Genomic DNA, 16,659 nt, shown 5'->3' on the forward strand with positions numbered 1-16,659 from the left:
GCTTCCTGGTACGGTTCATTTTGTGAGCGTCATTTCTTTTTCGACAAATTTCGTGTCGAACGCGCCCGCTCGGAAACGTTCGTGCGCCATGACTTGTTGATGGAATGGGATCGTCGTATGAATGCCCGATACCGTGAACTCATCGAGCGCGCGAAGCATCTTCGCGATCGCCTCTTCCCGCGTCGGGGCATGGACGATCAACTTCGCCACCATCGAATCATAGAACGGCGGGATGACCGCGCCTGCGAACAGACCGCTGTCGACCCGGACACCCATACCGCCCGGCACGATGTACTGATCAATTTTCCCAGCCATCGGACGGAAGTCGGCAAACGGGTCCTCGGCGTTGATGCGGCACTCGATCGAGTGTCCGCTGAACGTGATGTCGGCTTGACTGATCGCGAGCGGATGACCGAGCGCGACCTCGAGTTGTGCTTGGACGAGGTCGAAGCCGGTGATCATCTCGGTGACCGGATGTTCGACTTGGATTCGCGTGTTCATTTCCATGAAATAGAACTCGTTCGACTCCGGGACGTAGATGAACTCGATCGTACCGGCACCAGAATAACGGATCGCTTTGGCCGCTTTCACGGCCGCATCTCCCATCGCTTGGCGCGTCGCCTCATCGATCGCCGGCGACGGTGCCTCCTCGATCAGCTTCTGCATCCGGCGCTGAATCGTACAATCACGTTCTCCGAGATGGATGACATTGCCGTACTGGTCGGCGAGCACTTGCACCTCGACGTGGCGGAACGACTCGATGTACTTCTCGAGATAGACGTCGCCGTTGCCGAACGCCTGCTTCGCTTCTTTACGAGTATCCGTGAGCCCTTTGACAAGCTCTGTCTCATCATAGGCGACACGGATTCCGCGTCCGCCGCCTCCGGCCGTCGCTTTGATGATGACCGGATAACCGATTTCACGGGCGAGTTCGACCGCTTCCTCGTCGGTCACGACCCCACTCGATCCCGGGACGACCGGAACGCCCGACTCGATCATCGTTCGCTTCGCTTCGTCTTTAATGCCCATCTTCCGAATCGCATAACTGCTCGGTCCGACGAATTGGATGCCGCACGCCTCGCTCATCTCGGCGAATTCGGCGTTTTCAGCCAAAAAACCGTAACCCGGATGAATCATCGTCGCATCGACCGCACAAGCGACCGATAGGATGTTCGGGATATTCAAGTATGAGTCTTTGGACGGGTTCGGTCCGATGCAGTACGCCTCGTCGGCGAGACGGACGTGCAACGCTTCACGGTCGGCCTCGGAGAAGACGGCGACCGTCGGAATGTTCAACTCTTTCGCGGCCCGGATGATCCGGACCGCAATTTCTCCACGGTTTGCAATGAGTAGTTTCATAGACACCTCACTTCACGCTGAAGAGCGCTTGACCATATTCGACTAAATCGCCGTCAGCGACGAGCATCTCGACGATTTCTCCGCTGATTTCCGCCTCGACGTCATTGAACAGCTTCATCGCTTCTAAAATACAGACCACTTGTCCAGCTTCGACGCGATCGCCGACTTGGACGTAGGCATCCTTGTCCGGTGCCGGGCGCGAATAGAACGTCCCGACCATCGGCGACGTGATCGTCCGTAGGTTGCTCGGGGCCGCTTCCGGTGTGACTGCTTGCTCCGTCTGAGCGGCCGGTGTAGGTGCAGCGACCGGCGCCGCTTGGGCGACTGGTGTATGATGGGCGGCGAGTTGCGGGGCCGCTTCTTTTTTCAATGATAGTTTAAATTCAGACGTCTCGAGCTCCAGCTCGTGGACGGACGTCTGATCGAGCATTGTGATCAGCTCTTTAATATGTTCGATTTGCATGAAATAACCCCCTGTTTATACCTGGTACTAATCTCTACTCTACTATAACTGGTCAGACCAGTGAATGCAACGACAAAAAAGGGCCCATTCCGAAGAATGGACACCCTTTGCCTTACCCGTTATAGCGGCCCGTGAACTCGCCTGTGCGCGTGTCGACCGTTACTTTTTCGCCTGGCTCGATGAAGAGCGGCACTTGAATGATGTGGCCCGTTTCGACCGTCGCATTTTTCTTCACGTTCGATGCCGTGTCACCTTTGACGCCTGGATCGGCCTCGACAATCGTCAAGACGACCGTCGTCGGGAGCTCGATGCCGAGAATCTCGCCATCGTAGTCAGCGATGCTCACTTCCATGTTTTCAAGCATGTACGGGAGCGCCGCTTTCACTTGCTCGCCCGTGAGTTCGAGCTGCTCATACGACTCTGTGTCCATGAACACGTACGTGTCGCCCATCGGGTAGAGGTACTGCATACGCTTACGTTCGATGTGGGCACGCTCGATGCGCTCGCCGCCACGGAACGTCGTCTCTTGAATCGCCCCCGTGCGCAAGTTACGCATCTTCGTACGAACGAAAGCCGCGCCTTTACCCGGCTTGACGTGTTGGAATTCGATGACTTGCCAAATCGATCCGTCCGACGTTTTGACCGTTAAGCCTGTTTTTAAATCGTTAACTGATACCATGTTGATTTCCTCCTAAGATGAGCTGAGACTCAAGCCTCAATCGTAATTAACTCTTTTGGCGACTGCGTGAGACGGAAATTGCCGGTCTCAGTGATGACGATATCGTCCTCGATGCGACATCCGCCGATTCCGGCGATGTAGATGCCTGGTTCGACCGTGACGACCATCCCCGGTTCGAGCACCGTCTCCGAACGGAATGACAACCCTGGCGCCTCATGGACTTCCATGCCGAGACCGTGTCCCGTCGAATGCCCAAAGTACTCACCATAACCGGCTTCTTTGATCACATCACGCGTCAACGCGTCCGCCTCGATTCCCGTGATCCCGGATTTCGTGCCTTCGACACCCGCGAGTTGTGCGCGGAGTACCGTATCATAGATGTTGCGCAACTCGTCTGAGATCTCTCCGACGGCGAGCGTGCGCGTGATGTCCGAGCAGTACCCCTGATAGTAAGCCCCGAAGTCGAGTGTCACGAGTTCGCCTGCCTCGATGACCTTATCACTGGCCACACCGTGCGGCAATGCCGAGCGATGGCCCGATGCAACGATCATATCAAACGACGACGAGTCGGCTCCTTGAGCACGCATGAACATCTCGAGTTCATTCGCGACCTCTTTCTCTGTCCGGCCCGGGCGGATAAACGACTGGATATGGGTGAACGCCGCATCCGCAATCGCCGCAGCTTCCTTCATTATCTTAATCTCTGACTCATCCTTAATCAAGCGTAGCTTTTCGACGATGCCTGATGTCTCGACGAGTTCGGCGTTGACGTCTTTTTCATACGTCCGGTATTGCCCGACCGTCATGTCATCTTGCTCGATACCGAGGCGTGCGACCGCTTCCCGGTCCACGACTTCTGCGACCGACTTGATGAGCGATGTCTTGTGTTCAATGATGTCGAACCCTTTCACTTGGCTCGCGGCCTGTTCCGTGTAGCGGAAGTCGGTGATGAAGCTCGCCGACTTTGGCGTGATCACAAGGACGCCACTCGACCCGGTGAACCCCGACAAGTAGCGGATATTCTCCCGTTTCGTCACGAGCAATCCGTCAATTCCGTTCGCTTCTAGCTGAGCTTGCAGTTTGTTGACCCGTTCAATCATGTTGATTCCTCCAATGTTCGATCAGCGCCTGCAACGCGAGCGTGTAACTCGTCAACCCGAAGCCACTGATGACGCCGAGACAGACGCCGGCGAGCTTGGATTCATGACGAAACGACTCTCGTGCATGCACGTTCGAGATATGTACTTCGACGACCGGGGCCTTGATGGCGGCGATGGCATCTCGGAGCGCGATTGACGTATGTGTATACGCCCCGGCGTTGAAGATGACCCCCGCATAATCGTACGCTTCGTGTAGCGCGTCGATCAGTTCGCCTTCATGGTTGGATTGGACGAACGTCAACTCGACGTCATCTGGTGCGGCGAGCAACAGCTCCGCCGTCAATCCCTTCAACGAGACGTCACCATATACGTCCGGTTCACGTCTCCCGAGTAGATTCAAATTCGGCCCATTCAAGACGAGTATGTGCACAAGTCTTCCCCCCTGTTCGTCAAGTCGCCTCTATTGTAACAAATTTAACGGTTGTAGCGACAATTGACGTTCATGTGGTTTCGTTTTTTAGGTGAATCACGGTATAATTCAACTATATAACTGTAGGAATCGAGGAAATGCCATGAAAACTAAACCACTGATCCCCGTTGGAGGCCAAGCGCTTGTGGAAGGCGTCATGTTTCAAGGACGCGCCGAGAGTGCCTCGGCAATCCGCCGGAAGGACGGATCCATCGAGACGTTCGAGCAACCTCGCATCCTCGTCCCCTGGGTCCAATCGTTAAAGAGAGTCCCGTTCCTGCGCGGCGTGGTCGCCTTATACGAATCGCTCAAAAACGGTTCCGCCCACATGAACTTCGCCAGTGACCGCTATGACGTCGATCCGAGCGAGGACGAGGCGACGAAACCGGATGAGAAGAAACAGAACATCTTGATGGTCATCATGATCGCGGTCGTTGGGATCATCTCGTACGTGTTCGGCAAGCTCATTTTTAACGTCACACCGGCCCTGCTCGCCGCCATGTTCCAAAGCGTGCCCGCATTGTCCGGTCACGTGATTCAAAACCTCCTCGAAGGGGGAATAAAATTAGTATTGCTGCTCAGTTACCTCTATTTGATTTCCTTGACACCGCTCATTCGACGCGTGTTTCAATATCACGGCGCTGAACACAAGGTCATCAACTGTTATGAGTCCGGACGACCGATCACCGTCGACAACGTCCGCTCGAGCTCACGCCTCCACTATCGCTGTGGGTCAAGCTTCATCCTGTTCACCGTTTTCGTTGGCATCGGCGTCTATATGGTCGTCCCGATCGATCCGCTCTGGGTCCGACTCGTCAGCCGCATCGCCTTGTTACCGGTGGTCATCGGCATCTCGTTCGAGGTGCTCCAATTCACAAACCGTTTTCGTGAACATCGCTTCCTATCCGTCCTCGGCAAGCCGGGACTATCGCTACAGCTGTTGACGACGCGTGAACCAAACGATGAGCAAATCCGCGTCGCCATCGAGGCTTTCGAAACATGGGAACGTTCAGAACTAGGTCAACCGGCCGCGCAAAGAGAGGGATAAAGAGGAGGAAAGCACCATGATCAGACAAAGAATCGGTACGACCGCTGCCACGATCGTGTTCATCTTAGGCTTCATCGGAGTCGGACATATGCTCGCGACCGACCCCGGTCGCTTGTTCAGACAGTTGCTCTTCATCGGTATTTTCGGGTTAATCTTCTATGTGATTTACCGTGTGTTCATGGCTCCTAAAATCTCAGCCGAGGATATGCGGTACCGGAAGACCGCTCAGGCTTCCAAAAAACGGATGCAACGTCCCGGTGCGAACCCTAAAGTGAAACCGTCCGCGACGACGAAAAAGAAAGCGAAACCTGGTTCAAACGTGACGAAACTCTCGAAGCGCCCGGCTCATTCGACGCATCGTAGCGACGCCCCTCACCTCACCGTCATCGAGGGGAAGAAAGGCAAGAAGAAAAAGAAAGCGAACATGTGAAAACGAACCAGATCGCCACGGGCGACCTGGTTCGTTTTTTGTCGTGATTCGGAAGTCAGTCCGTTTCGACGAAACCGATATACGGTAGATTGCGATACTGTTCGGCGTAGTCGATACCGTACCCGATGACGAACTCATCCGGGATCTCGAAGCCGACGTAATCGGCGTCGAGCGTGACGAGTCGGCGGGCCGGCTTGTCGAGAAGTGTACAAATCTTCAATTGCCCCGGTTGATGTAACGTCATATGCTGACATAAGAATTTAAGAGTCTGTCCCGTGTCGATGATGTCTTCGATGATGACGACGTACTTCCCTTCGACATCGAGGTCTAAATCTTTCCGGAGTTGGACGTTCCCGCTCGAAGTCGATTTCTTCCCATAAGAAGACGTCGCCACCGTATCAAGTTGGACACTGCCCGTCATCTGTCTCATTAAATCAGCCGCAAAGACGAGCGACCCTTTCAAGACGGCCACGAGGACGATTGGTGTCCCGGCCGCATCCCGTTCGATTTGTTCAGCGAGTTCCACCACGCGCTGTTTGATTTGTGCTTCGTCAAACAGTTTCCCTTTGATTTGAATATCCATCATGTCGGCAATTGTTCGCCGTCACCCCCTTATCATTCTTACCAGCACCCATTCTATCACAAAAACAACTCAAAAACAGACTAAAATTCAATTAAAATGTTTTATCGTTCGGTTCTAGAGGCGTTTCGATAAAAAAAGACCGCTCCCGAATCGATTCATCGGTCGCGGTCATCTAGACTCACTCATCGTCGTTCGTATTCAGTTCTTGAAACGCGCGAAACTGGGCCATCAGTTCGGGCTTATCTTCAAAAAATTCGACGAATTGGGTCATGCAGTCAAGCGTGTTCGAGCTCAAATGGTGCTCGATCCCTTCGACGTCCTCGTAGACATGGGCCTCGTCGACACCGATCAAACGTAAAAATGATTCGAGCATCGCATGACGCTCGACGAGTCGTTTCCCGATTTTTTGACCTTTTTTCGTCAACATGAGTCCTCTATATTTCTCATAAATCAAATAGTCTTCCCGGTCGAGCTTTTGCACCATTTTCGTGACAGAGGAGGGATGCACCCCTAAATGTTCGGCGATATCGGACACGCGGGCGTATCCTTTCTCGACCATTAGCAAATAAATTCGTTCTAAGTAATCTTCCATACTCGGTGTCGGCATGGGCGTAGCCTCCCCTTATGTTCCGTTCTGCAACCTCTATTTTAACGCAACCACCTAGAAACCGAAAGCAGAACGGGTAAATCCATCAGTCAATCATTGTCTCATGACCTTAAATTCTTTATAATGGATGTTGGTGAAACTTAATAGAGAAAGGGAGAACATCAATGGGAATCGAAACTATCCTCGTCATCATCCTATGGGCTGCGCTCATCGCATACATCGTCTGGCGTTTCTTGCCGGCACGCGGTTTGAAGAAAATGAAACAAGAAGAGTTTCGTGCGTCGCTCCGTAAAGGACAATTGATCGACGTCCGTGAACCGAACGAGTATAAGGGAGGCCACATCGTCGGCGCCCGTAACATCCCGGTCGGCCAATTGAAACTACGCATGAAAGAACTTCGCAAAGATCAGCCGATCCTCATGTATTGCCAAGGCAAGTCGCGTTCGAACCAGGCGGCCAAATTGCTTATGAAAAATGGTTATACCGACATTTACATGCTCGATGGCGGCTTCAAAAACTGGAAAGGGAAAGTCAAGAAAGACTGACCTGCCCACCACGTCCACTCCTCACTCCGAGGAGGGACGTTTTTTTATTTCCAGAAAAATACCCGCTCACGAATAGTGAGCGGGTTCGGATTCAATTGATTGACGACGGTTGGCGTCGTTCGTATTTGAGCACTGGTTTCCGAGCCGCAAGCGTCTCGTCCAGGCGTTTGACGACCGTCGTATGCGGGGCCGTCTGAACGATTTCCGGATTCTCTTCCGCCTCTTTGACGATTTGGAGCATCGCATCGCAGAAGGCATCGAGCGTCTCTTTCGACTCCGTCTCCGTCGGTTCGACCATGATGCACTCCTCGACGTTGAGCGGGAAGTAAATCGTCGGTGGGTGATAACCGAAATCGAGCAAGCGTTTGGCGATATCGAGCGTCCGAACGCCGAGTGCTTTCTGACGTTTTCCAGACAAGACGAACTCATGCTTGCAGAACGTGTCATACGGCACATCGAACGCATCTTTCAAGCGGGCGAACATATAGTTGGCGTTCAATACCGCTTCGCGTGAGACGCGCGTCAACCCTTCCGCACCCATCGTCTTGATGTAGCTATAAGCCCGGACGTTGATCCCGAAGTTGCCATAGAACGGTTTGATGCGACCGATCGATTGCGGGCGATCATAATCGAGCGTGAAGCCAGACTCAGAGCGGCGCGCGATCGGTGTCGGCAAGTACGGAATCAAATCGCGTTTCACCCCGACCGGACCAGAACCCGGACCGCCACCGCCGTGCGGCCCTGTGAACGTTTTGTGCAAGTTCAAGTGGACGACGTCGAAGCCCATATCCCCAGGACGGGCGGTGCCTAGAATCGCGTTCGAGTTAGCACCGTCGTAATACAGTTTGCCGCCGCTCTCGTGCACGACTTTGGCAATCTCTAAAATATCAGCCTCGAACAAACCGAGCGTGTTCGGGTTCGTCAGCATGAGCGCTGCCGTATCCGTCCCGACTTTCGCTTTCAAATCCTCCAAATCGACGAGCCCGCGCTCATCCGACTTGACCGTCACCGTCTCGAAACCGGCGACGACGGCCGAGGCCGGGTTCGTTCCGTGTGCAGAATCAGGCACGAGTACTTTCGTCCGTTCCATATCACCGTTGTGATGGTGGAACGCCTTGATGAGCATCAGACCGGTCCATTCCCCATGGGCCCCGGCTGCAGGTTGCAGGGTCACTTCATCCATGCCAGTGATCTCAGCAAGTTGTTCTTGCAGATCGACCATGAGCTCGAGCGCCCCTTGAATCGACTCGACCGGCTGCAACGGGTGAATACGGGCGAAGCCAGGAAGTCGGGCCATGTCTTCATTCACTTTCGGGTTATATTTCATCGTGCACGAACCGAGCGGATAGAAACCGGAGTCGACTCCGTGGTTACGTGTCGAGAGCGACGTGTAATGGCGTACGACATCGAGTTCAGACACTTCTGGCAGTTCGGCCGCCTCTTGTCGAACCATCGAAGCCGGCAAGAGCGTCTCCAAATCGACTTCCGGTACCGTCGGCGTCGGCAAATTGTAGCCAGTCCGCCCCTCACGTGACACCTCAAAGATAAGCGTTTGTTCGTGTTGCATCAGTTCATCCCCCCAACCACTTCAACAAATAAATCGATTTCTTCTTTCGTCCGAAGCTCCGTCGCACAGAGCAACATCTGGGTCTGACGGTCCGTTTCATACGTCCCAAGCGGCAAACCGCCGATGATACCATTGTCGAGCAGGTGACGCGATACTTGCTCCGCATCGATTCCGAAGTCGACGACGAACTCGTTGAACATCGGTCCTTCATCGATAATCGTATAGCCGGCCGCTTTGAGCGTTTCTTTCATGTAATGGGCCGTTTGAATGTTACGGACGGCCATGTCACGAATCCCGTACTTCCCGAGTGCGGACATCGTGATCGATGCTGCGAGCGCATTGAGCGCTTGGTTCGAGCAAATGTTCGACGTCGCCTTGTCACGACGGATGTGCTGCTCTCGGGCTTGAAGCGTCAAGACGAAGCCGCGCTTGCCATCCTCATCGACCGTCTGTCCGACGAGACGACCCGGAAGTTTGCGCATGAGCGCTTTTTTGACGGCGAAGTATCCACATGACGGGCCGCCGAAGCTTTGCGGAATCCCGAACGGTTGGGCGTCACCGACCGTGATGTCGGCCCCGAGCGCACCCGGCGACTCCAAAATCCCGAGCGCGAGCGGATTGCTCGACACGACGAACAATGCGCCGGCGTCGTGCGCTGCTTTCGCGAGGGCTGACAAGTCCTCGACGCGTCCATAAAAGTTCGGATATTGGACGACGAGACACGAGGCGTCCGTCAAATCGATGTCTGTCACGTCGGTCAATCCGGCGTTAACGTCCGTATACTCGACCGTGAGCCCTGGCCCACGGGCATACGTCCGGATGACGTCCTTCGCTTCCGGATGGACCGCTCCCGAGACGACGACACGTTTTTTCTTCGTATGGGCACTCGCGAGATACGTTGCTTCAGCGAGGGCTGTGATGCCGTCGTACATCGACGAGTTGGCCACGTCCATGCCCGTCAATTCGCAAATCATCGTCTGGAACTCGAACATCGCTTGGAGTTCACCTTGCGAGATTTCCGGCTGGTACGGCGTATAGGCTGTATAGAACTCGGAACGGAGAAGCATGTGGTTCATGACGCTCGGAGAGAGGTGATCGTACATTCCGGCCCCAAGGAAACTCGGAGTCGATTTCGTGTGCACGTTCTTCTCGGCGAGCTTCGTCATATGACGAACGAGGTCAACTTCCGGAAGCGGCGCACCGATGGCCGCTAAAGAAGCCGTCTCCCGGAGCGATGCTGGAATATCCTCGAGTAGGTTTTCAATCGACTCGACGCCGATCGTCTGCAACATGTCACGCTCATCTTGCTCTGTCATCGGTAAATAACGAAACTCCATTCTGTTCATTCTGAATCCCCCTGTATCATTTACGTTTATAGAACGGTGTCGGCACTCGTTCGGCTTCTATTTTTTTCCCCCGAACTTCAACGATAAAGTGTGTCGCCTCCGCGAAACGACGGTCGACACGCGCCCAGGCGATCGACTCGTTCACCGTCGGCGGCATCGTGCCGGTCGTGACGACACCGATCGTCTCCCCGTCAACTTCGACCGTCGCCCCTTGACGGGCGATGCCGCGCCCGAGCAAGCGTAAGCCGATCAAGCGGCGCGGGATGTCTTCTTTTTGCTTCACGAGGGCATCCTTGCCGACGAAATCGGTATCGAGTTTGACGGCAAAGTTCAAGTTCGCCTCGAACGGCGTGACCGTCTCATCGAGCTCGTGCCCGTATAATGGCAAGCATGCCTCGAAACGGAGCGTATCGCGGGCCCCGAGCCCGCATGGAGTGACGTTTTCTGCTTCTAACGCCGACCAGATTGCGGCCACGTCCTCGGCCCGGGCGTAGAGTTCAAATCCGTCCTCTCCCGTATAGCCACTGCGTGAGACGATGGTCGACACGCCGGCCACGTCGCCGGTCATGAACCGGAAAAATTTGATGTCTGCTAGCGGCAAGTCCGTCAAGCGGGCCAGCACGTGTTCGGCCATCGGTCCTTGAATCGCGATTTGACCATAGGCGTCGGACTCATCGGTCACCGTGACGTCACCAGTCACATACTGACGAACGTGGGCCACGTCTTTTTCGATGTTCGAGGCGTTGACGACGAGCCAAAACGCATCTTCATCGAGTCGATAGACGAGCAAATCATCGACGACACCGCCGTTAGGCAAACAGAACAAGTTGTATTGGGCCTGACCAATCTGTAATTTCGAGACGTCATTCGTGACGAGACGTTGCACGCTCTCGAGCGCATCCGGACCTTCGACCCGAATCTCCCCCATATGCGACACATCGAACATGCCGACCTCGTTACGCACCGCCTGATGTTCTTCTTTAATCGATGAGAACATGATCGGCATCTCAAACCCCGCAAAATCCACCATCTTCGCCTTTACGGAAATCAAATCATACAAAGGCGTACGTTTTAACGATACTTTCTCCATATTATCCCCCAATCCCGAACGTAAATAATGTATTTCGTGAAATATTTCGTTTTCTATTCCACTTTATCAATTTTTTATGGCTATGCCTAGCTAAAATGGGCAAAAATAAAGAGGATGGAAAACGAAAACGTTTTCATCCTCATTATTTCATATTTTGGTCTCAGTGGAAACGTCTGGGCGTTCGATTCCAGCTGTCCGCTTAATTTCTTTTGTCAGTCCGATCGTCGCTTGCTTAAGCTCCATCGTCTCGTCTTTCACGTTAACGGAATAGGCCTTCATCTGCTTCACAGAGGCGTTGACCGTATCGACGTGTTGCTTGATTTCATTGACGAGACCTTGGATGACGTTCGCACGAATCTGGAAACGTTCCGTCAAACGGGTGACCCGCCGCACGTCCGTCTTCATCTTGTTACGGTACAATAAGAACCCATACAAACCGAGCCCGACTAGTGCGAGCACAATGATGCCGAGATTGATCCAAATCATGTATCTTCCTCCTTCAACCGATATAAGGTATGCGCGATTGCTTCTGTGCTGAGCGAGGCGTCAAGCACGTGATCGGCACGCGCGTAGAGCGGCCGCCGACGTTCGTACAACACTTCGACGGCCGCCTTGCCGTGGCGCACGAGAGGCCGGTCCGAGTCTTTGATTCGGTCCCAACACATCTCATACGGTAGATCAAGTGCGATGACGACACCGTTTTCGCGCATCCAATCGAGATTTTCGTCTCGTTCGACGATTCCGCCGCCTGTCACGATATAGGCAGCTCTCGCCTGTCGCAAAATCTCACTTTCTTGCAGGCGAAACGCTTCCTCCCCGTAACGGTCAAAATATGCGGGGATGTCCATTTGGACGTCCATTTCGAACAGCTCATCCAAATCGACGACGTGATTCGATTTTTCAAGATATCGTTTTAAGCTTGATTTACCTGTACCCATAAACCCGATGATGTAAAACGGTTTAGTCATCGAAATAAATCACCTCTTTATGTCGTTCTCCGGTCTCAAGGCGAATCTCGACCTCGACCGTCCCGCTGCCGAGCGGTCGACAGTTAATCGTCCCGGTCGGTTTTGTCACCGTGACGGCGGACGGACCACAGGACCGTTTGGCGACCATGACGTGTGATTCGAAGCGGATCGCCAAAATATCGAGCGCCAGTCGGTCGGTCGTTCGTTCCATATCAGTATACCAAAACATCGCTCCGCCGAGTAACCACGTCAACACGATTAACGTCGACATCACAAAGTATCCGCGCGCATGCACATCACGCTCTTCTCGCGGGGGCCGGTCGCGTCGGTCCACCGGATGCGAAAACCCTCTCCTACAGGTTCGACCTGATACGTCTCGATTCCTCTTAAAAATAGTAAATTCCCTCCCTCGTCTCCGACCATGACCAAATTACGATTGATCTGTTTGAGCGTCCACGACCACGTTGTGTCGTCCGGGCGCACGTATGTGCCGATAAGACGTCCCGATTCGACAACGCAATCCCGGCTATCGAAAAGTTTTCGCACGATCAGTTGGGGCGTCGTCGGCACCATGTCACGTGGTTGCTCATAAAACGCCTGGCCGAGTGCCAACAAGTGAACCGTGAGTCCAACGAACAGCGGGATCAACAGCAACGTGAAGCTCACTTCAAGTAACGTGAACCCCCGCTCAAAGCGTCGGGAGACATAGGTCGCCATCACAGATTTCCGTACGTCCGCTCGGTTCGACCGCATCGTGCAACACCTCCCCTTGAAGCCGCTCATAACGCCGAACGGTCGTTTCGAGACGGTCGATCCGTTCCGTCGCGCCCTCGACAAAAGGTGCCACGACCCCGACCCACGCCAGGAGGAGCGCCAGGCTAAGGCAGATTTCCCAAAACGTGATACCTTGCTCATCGCCCTTCAACGCGAAGCACCTCCGGCTCATACGTCCCCATTCTAAACTTCAACGTCACCATCGTCGGTCCCGTATAAAATTTCCACTGCCCTGCATACGTCGCCGCTGTACGTGAGAAGACGATCTCACTTGTGGCCGGGAGGCTCATCTCGACCCCATCGGGTACAACACGCGATGCGATCGGCGTCATCCCACAGGCAATTTGATAGCGCCGTTCTTTTATGTACCACCGTAGACGCGGCACACATGATTCATCGGCGGCAACGTATGGATATTGGCCAACCTCGTTGATATCGCTCACAAGCGCCTCGGTGAAATCAAACAAGGCCAATCGATCCATCGAACGGACGACCGGGGTCGTCATCAACAGCAAGAGCGACAAGATGACGAGGACGGATGCCATCTCGACGAACGTATATCCGTCTTGCCTCATTGTTTTGTCAACGTACCGGTCGTCGGGGCGTACGTGTAGACCATCGATTGACAACTATACTCGAGCGGACTCTCCGTCGAGGCCCGTTCGATGACCGCCAACGTCTCCGGATAGGATTTGTGTTCCGCATAATACAAGTTGATTTCCGACTCGACAATGCGCACACTCCCCTCACAACTGACACTATCTGCCCGGGATTTCCCGTCTGACATCGAGGGAACGAGCAGTAACAGTAAGACCGAGATGATGAGTAAGACGGCAGCCATTTCGACGAGCGTGAACCCTTGTTCTGATTTGAATCGTGTCATGTTGTTGTTCCTCCTTGTTATAGTTGGGCCATGATCAATTTGACCGGCAAATAAATCGTGTAAAAAATCATTGTCACCATCATCGTCAAAAATCCGTATAATACCGGCTCGGCCTTGGTGATTAGTTGTTTCCAATACAATTCCATCTCTTCAAACACGAGATCACGATGCAACGTCATGATCGACCCCAGCTCACCACTCACCGTACCGACGCCGAAGAGACTGACGACCTCATGCTCGAGCAACCGTTCTTGCCGGGCCGCCTCTTCGAGTTCAAGACCGTCCGACATACGCTCATGGATCCGTCTCGCGATGGCCGCGACTTCCCCGTCACCCCGAGACAAACGCTCGATGATATGACGGACCGAACCTTGCCCTTCACTTAAGAGCGAGAGCTCACTGACGAACAAATACGTGACGTACAGCCGCCTGCCCCGTTCGACGACACGTAGCGGCACGAGCCGACCGCGTCTCCCGTTCCAGTAGAGGGCCGCCCCGGTCACGAGCAAGCCGATGAATAGACCCGGGAAAAACCAACGGGACAACAGAATTGCGTTTACCCCATCTAGCGCCTCGACGTCCACCATCGACAGCAATTTCGGGAAAATATAGAGCGCATAAATCGCCCCGAGTCCGAGCAGCATCGTCAAAATCACGAGCGGATACCGCGCTAGCTGCTTGAGCTCTTGCTGCAGGTTTCGGCGCATCGTCGACAAGACGAGCACTTGCTCGAGCCCTTCTAAAAAGTGATGGCCCCGCTCCGCCGTGACGAGCATCTCACGCATTCTTGGGTCGGTGACGAGTCCCGAGAACACTTCGGCGAGCGGCCGACCTTGCTCGAGTTGAAGCCGCATGTCCCGAATCACTTGTTTTGCTCTGCCTCGTTCATGAAGCTCAAGTGTTTCGAACGTCTTTTTCAATCCGACACCACGGGCCTGCAGCCTGAGAAAGCGACGGATCGTGAATAAGTCTTTACTCATCTGGTCTCGGACCATGAACAGCTTACCTCCTCTTCGCGGTGCAGGATGCACCAATGACGGGCGACCTCCATCTTGCCGACGAGCTGTTCGAGCCGATGTTCGCCGTCCTCGACACTCGCCGTATGGAACGTCGCGATCGTCAAATGGCCACTGAGCGCCGCGTCGTGTGCCACCCGCAACTCCTCGCTCGTTCGGATCTCTCCGATGACGATGACGTCTGGGTCGGCCCGAAGTGTCTCTTTCAATAGACTGCGATGGTCAAGTCCCGCTTTCGGATTGACCTCGAGTTGAATCACTCCCGGCACCTGCTTCTCCGGAGGGTTCTCGATCGTCACGATTCGGCGGCCGCCCAAACTTTGCAAAAATGCGTAGAGGACCGTCGTCTTACCTGCCCCCGTCGCGCCGCCAATCAATAACAATCCTTGCCGGAGCATAGCCAACTTCAAAAAGCGGTTCACATCCTCATCGTCTAGCAACTCGGACAACTGAAACGAGGCGTTCGGAAGTCGCCACGACATAAGCGTATGGTCGAATGAAGGTAAAAACGTGACCCGGATCGCGTCCTCCGTCCCGACGTACATACCAGACTGAGGCACGCGATGATCCGTTTCCGTTAGCGAGCACCAATATTTCATATGTAACGTCAACCGTTCGTAGTCAAAGCGTGTCATCGACTCCAGTCGATGCAAGAGCGTCCCGTGGCGAACTTGAATCATCACCTCGTCTCCGTATGGCATAAAATGGACATCGCTCGCATTCAAATTTCGCGCCGCTCCCACGACACGCTCGATCACTCGTTTCATCTCCACCACCTCAATAAGAGCATAAAAAAAAGCCCACTCCTTGGAAAGTGGACTTCTGTCAGGATACGTTTGCAGTTGTTGATTCGAAACGACGGGCATACGCCTCGATTGTGGCTTTGTCATAGCCGACAATGACTTCGTTGCCATCCGTCAAGATTGGACGTTTCAATAGTTTCGGGTTGTCGCTCATCAATTTGAGCAATTCACTTAGCTTCAAATCTTCGACGTCGATGTCGAGTTGTTTGAACGCCTGACTTCTCGTCGCAAGAAGCGAGTCGACACCGTTTTCACTGAGCGCTAACAGCGTCATCAACTCATCTACCGTCGGGGCGTTCCGGAAGATATGGCGCTCGCTCACCTCGAGGTGTTGCTCTTGTAAAAACGCTTTCGTCTTACGGCATGAGGTACAGCTCGGATACGTATAGAACATCAATTCATTTGCCATTTTAATACCTCCTTTGAAGTTGAGAACCAATTCGTTCGATATGTGTAAATCGATTATACAACCTTATACCCGTTTTGTACATAGTTTGTACAAGTTTTTTTATTTTTTTGTACAAGTTTGTACAACCTAATTATTTCACATATTTTTCACGATTATTTTGCTCAATTCACACGTTTCCATAGCATTTTTCTGAATGTGTTGGTAAAATAGTGAATGAGAATGGAATAATGCACGTATGGGGGGATTAACATGGCGAGAATGTTCCGTGTCCTAGGCTTTTGGACTGGGTTGATCGCGGCGCTTGCTTTCGTAGGCGCACTCGGTGGAGATCAAAGCAGTAGCGAACATAGTGGTGACTTCGTCGTAATGGGTCTTGTCTTTTTAGCTCAAACTATTTTCTTCGTCGCACTAGGCTACTTGAAACTCACTGAAAAAACGTATGTATACGTGTTCGGCGCGTATTTGACTGTCTTCTTCGTTGTCTTCACGTATTGGAGTAACTTCCAAATGTAAAAAAAGA

General features: G+C 53.4%; 24 protein-coding genes. 4 read left to right on the forward strand and 20 right to left on the reverse strand.

The genetic code is table 11. The annotated features are described in order from the left end of the window. Positions 1-15 precede the first annotated feature (15 nt). The 5 genes from accC to aroQ all read right to left on the reverse strand — a co-directional run bounded on the left by accC (position 16) and on the right by aroQ (position 4,031). Positions 16-1,359: an acetyl-CoA carboxylase biotin carboxylase subunit gene (accC, locus tag KNP02_RS00235; RefSeq protein ID WP_034777987.1), complete on the reverse strand. Its 1,344-nt coding sequence runs from the start codon at positions 1,357-1,359 to the stop codon at positions 16-18. 7 nt (positions 1,360-1,366) lie between these two features. Continuing rightward, positions 1,367-1,822, reverse strand: coding sequence for an acetyl-CoA carboxylase biotin carboxyl carrier protein (gene accB, locus KNP02_RS00240; RefSeq protein ID WP_214706139.1), 456 nt, complete (start codon positions 1,820-1,822; stop codon positions 1,367-1,369). 112 nt (positions 1,823-1,934) lie between these two features. Next, complete coding sequence (efp, locus tag KNP02_RS00245) at positions 1,935-2,501, reverse strand: elongation factor P (RefSeq protein ID WP_021067706.1); 567 nt, start codon at positions 2,499-2,501, stop codon at positions 1,935-1,937. A gap of 29 nt (positions 2,502-2,530) precedes the next feature. Then, the gene (locus KNP02_RS00250; protein WP_371819421.1) at positions 2,531-3,598 is read right to left on the reverse strand and encodes a M24 family metallopeptidase; all 1,068 of its coding nucleotides are present in this window, start codon (positions 3,596-3,598) and stop codon (positions 2,531-2,533) included. Then, on the reverse strand, positions 3,594-4,031 hold the full coding sequence (gene aroQ / locus KNP02_RS00255; RefSeq protein ID WP_214706147.1) for a type II 3-dehydroquinate dehydratase: 438 nt from the start codon (positions 4,029-4,031) through the stop codon (positions 3,594-3,596). The genes KNP02_RS00250 and aroQ overlap by 5 nt, the downstream gene beginning before the upstream one ends. A 142-nt stretch (positions 4,032-4,173) precedes the next feature. On the opposite strand from aroQ, the gene KNP02_RS00260 reads away from it, so the two are divergent. Then, complete coding sequence (locus tag KNP02_RS00260; protein WP_214706149.1) at positions 4,174-5,118, forward strand: DUF1385 domain-containing protein; 945 nt, start codon at positions 4,174-4,176, stop codon at positions 5,116-5,118. A 16-nt stretch (positions 5,119-5,134) separates the two neighbouring features. Beyond that, complete coding sequence (locus KNP02_RS00265) at positions 5,135-5,548, forward strand: SA1362 family protein (protein WP_214706155.1); 414 nt, start codon at positions 5,135-5,137, stop codon at positions 5,546-5,548. Positions 5,549-5,603: 55 nt separating this feature from the next. Here the strand turns inward: KNP02_RS00265 and hpt are convergent, their stop codons facing one another. Both hpt and mntR read right to left on the reverse strand, forming a co-directional pair. Further along, entirely contained in the window at positions 5,604-6,131 is a 528-nt protein-coding gene (gene hpt, locus KNP02_RS00270; protein ID WP_214706644.1) for a hypoxanthine phosphoribosyltransferase, read from the reverse strand. A 178-nt stretch (positions 6,132-6,309) separates the two neighbouring features. Continuing rightward, positions 6,310-6,738 (reverse strand): transcriptional regulator MntR, encoded by a 429-nt coding sequence (mntR, locus tag KNP02_RS00275; RefSeq protein WP_034778001.1) that lies wholly within the window; start codon positions 6,736-6,738, stop codon positions 6,310-6,312. 164 nt (positions 6,739-6,902) lie between these two features. Between mntR and KNP02_RS00280 the strand changes: the two genes are divergently transcribed. Beyond that, complete coding sequence (locus KNP02_RS00280; protein ID WP_034778003.1) at positions 6,903-7,283, forward strand: rhodanese-like domain-containing protein; 381 nt, start codon at positions 6,903-6,905, stop codon at positions 7,281-7,283. Between the two features lie 91 nt (positions 7,284-7,374). On the opposite strand, the gene gcvPB is transcribed toward KNP02_RS00280, so the two are convergent. From gcvPB to KNP02_RS00345, 13 genes are all read right to left on the reverse strand, one after another. Beyond that, complete coding sequence (gene gcvPB, locus KNP02_RS00285; RefSeq protein ID WP_214706156.1) at positions 7,375-8,850, reverse strand: aminomethyl-transferring glycine dehydrogenase subunit GcvPB; 1,476 nt, start codon at positions 8,848-8,850, stop codon at positions 7,375-7,377. Then, positions 8,850-10,187: an aminomethyl-transferring glycine dehydrogenase subunit GcvPA gene (gene gcvPA, locus KNP02_RS00290; protein ID WP_214706646.1), complete on the reverse strand. Its 1,338-nt coding sequence runs from the start codon at positions 10,185-10,187 to the stop codon at positions 8,850-8,852. The genes gcvPB and gcvPA overlap by 1 nt, the downstream gene beginning before the upstream one ends. 25 nt (positions 10,188-10,212) lie before the next feature. After that, positions 10,213-11,286 (reverse strand): glycine cleavage system aminomethyltransferase GcvT, encoded by a 1,074-nt coding sequence (gene gcvT, locus KNP02_RS00295; protein ID WP_214706158.1) that lies wholly within the window; start codon positions 11,284-11,286, stop codon positions 10,213-10,215. Positions 11,287-11,433: 147 nt separating this feature from the next. Further along, on the reverse strand, positions 11,434-11,772 hold the full coding sequence (locus KNP02_RS00300) for a hypothetical protein (protein WP_034778008.1): 339 nt from the start codon (positions 11,770-11,772) through the stop codon (positions 11,434-11,436). After that, entirely contained in the window at positions 11,769-12,254 is a 486-nt protein-coding gene (locus KNP02_RS00305; RefSeq protein ID WP_233004372.1) for a shikimate kinase, read from the reverse strand. Before KNP02_RS00305 ends, KNP02_RS00300 begins: the two co-directional genes overlap by 4 nt. Beyond that, a complete protein-coding gene (locus KNP02_RS00310) occupies positions 12,247-12,525 on the reverse strand; it encodes a hypothetical protein (protein ID WP_034778012.1) in 279 nt (92 codons plus the stop codon). The genes KNP02_RS00305 and KNP02_RS00310 overlap by 8 nt, the downstream gene beginning before the upstream one ends. After that, complete coding sequence (locus KNP02_RS00315; protein ID WP_138859261.1) at positions 12,525-13,007, reverse strand: prepilin-type N-terminal cleavage/methylation domain-containing protein; 483 nt, start codon at positions 13,005-13,007, stop codon at positions 12,525-12,527. Before KNP02_RS00315 ends, KNP02_RS00310 begins: the two co-directional genes overlap by 1 nt. Beyond that, positions 12,943-13,179: a hypothetical protein gene (locus tag KNP02_RS00320; RefSeq protein WP_214706160.1), complete on the reverse strand. Its 237-nt coding sequence runs from the start codon at positions 13,177-13,179 to the stop codon at positions 12,943-12,945. The genes KNP02_RS00315 and KNP02_RS00320 overlap by 65 nt, the downstream gene beginning before the upstream one ends. After that, positions 13,166-13,603 carry a prepilin-type N-terminal cleavage/methylation domain-containing protein gene (locus KNP02_RS00325; protein ID WP_138859259.1) on the reverse strand — a complete coding sequence of 146 codons (438 nt, stop codon included), beginning with the start codon at positions 13,601-13,603 and terminating at the stop codon, positions 13,166-13,168. The genes KNP02_RS00320 and KNP02_RS00325 overlap by 14 nt, the downstream gene beginning before the upstream one ends. Further along, a complete protein-coding gene (locus tag KNP02_RS00330; protein WP_034778021.1) occupies positions 13,600-13,911 on the reverse strand; it encodes a prepilin-type N-terminal cleavage/methylation domain-containing protein in 312 nt (103 codons plus the stop codon). Before KNP02_RS00330 ends, KNP02_RS00325 begins: the two co-directional genes overlap by 4 nt. Before the next feature lie 17 nt (positions 13,912-13,928). Further along, positions 13,929-14,906 carry a type II secretion system F family protein gene (locus KNP02_RS00335; protein ID WP_034778022.1) on the reverse strand — a complete coding sequence of 326 codons (978 nt, stop codon included), beginning with the start codon at positions 14,904-14,906 and terminating at the stop codon, positions 13,929-13,931. Continuing rightward, positions 14,888-15,694 carry an ATPase, T2SS/T4P/T4SS family gene (locus KNP02_RS00340; protein WP_214706164.1) on the reverse strand — a complete coding sequence of 269 codons (807 nt, stop codon included), beginning with the start codon at positions 15,692-15,694 and terminating at the stop codon, positions 14,888-14,890. The genes KNP02_RS00335 and KNP02_RS00340 overlap by 19 nt, the downstream gene beginning before the upstream one ends. Positions 15,695-15,752: 58 nt before the next feature. Further along, complete coding sequence (locus KNP02_RS00345; RefSeq protein ID WP_052090134.1) at positions 15,753-16,139, reverse strand: Spx/MgsR family RNA polymerase-binding regulatory protein; 387 nt, start codon at positions 16,137-16,139, stop codon at positions 15,753-15,755. 249 nt (positions 16,140-16,388) lie between these two features. Here KNP02_RS00345 and KNP02_RS00350 point away from each other — a divergent pair, with 249 nt between their 5' ends. After that, positions 16,389-16,652 carry a DUF2626 domain-containing protein gene (locus tag KNP02_RS00350; RefSeq protein ID WP_021067727.1) on the forward strand — a complete coding sequence of 88 codons (264 nt, stop codon included), beginning with the start codon at positions 16,389-16,391 and terminating at the stop codon, positions 16,650-16,652. The last annotated feature ends 7 nt before the right edge of the window (positions 16,653-16,659 follow it).

Origin of the sequence: Exiguobacterium sp. s40 (assembly GCF_018617905.1) — a bacterium.
GTDB lineage: Bacteria > Bacillota > Bacilli > Exiguobacteriales > Exiguobacteriaceae > Exiguobacterium > Exiguobacterium mexicanum_A.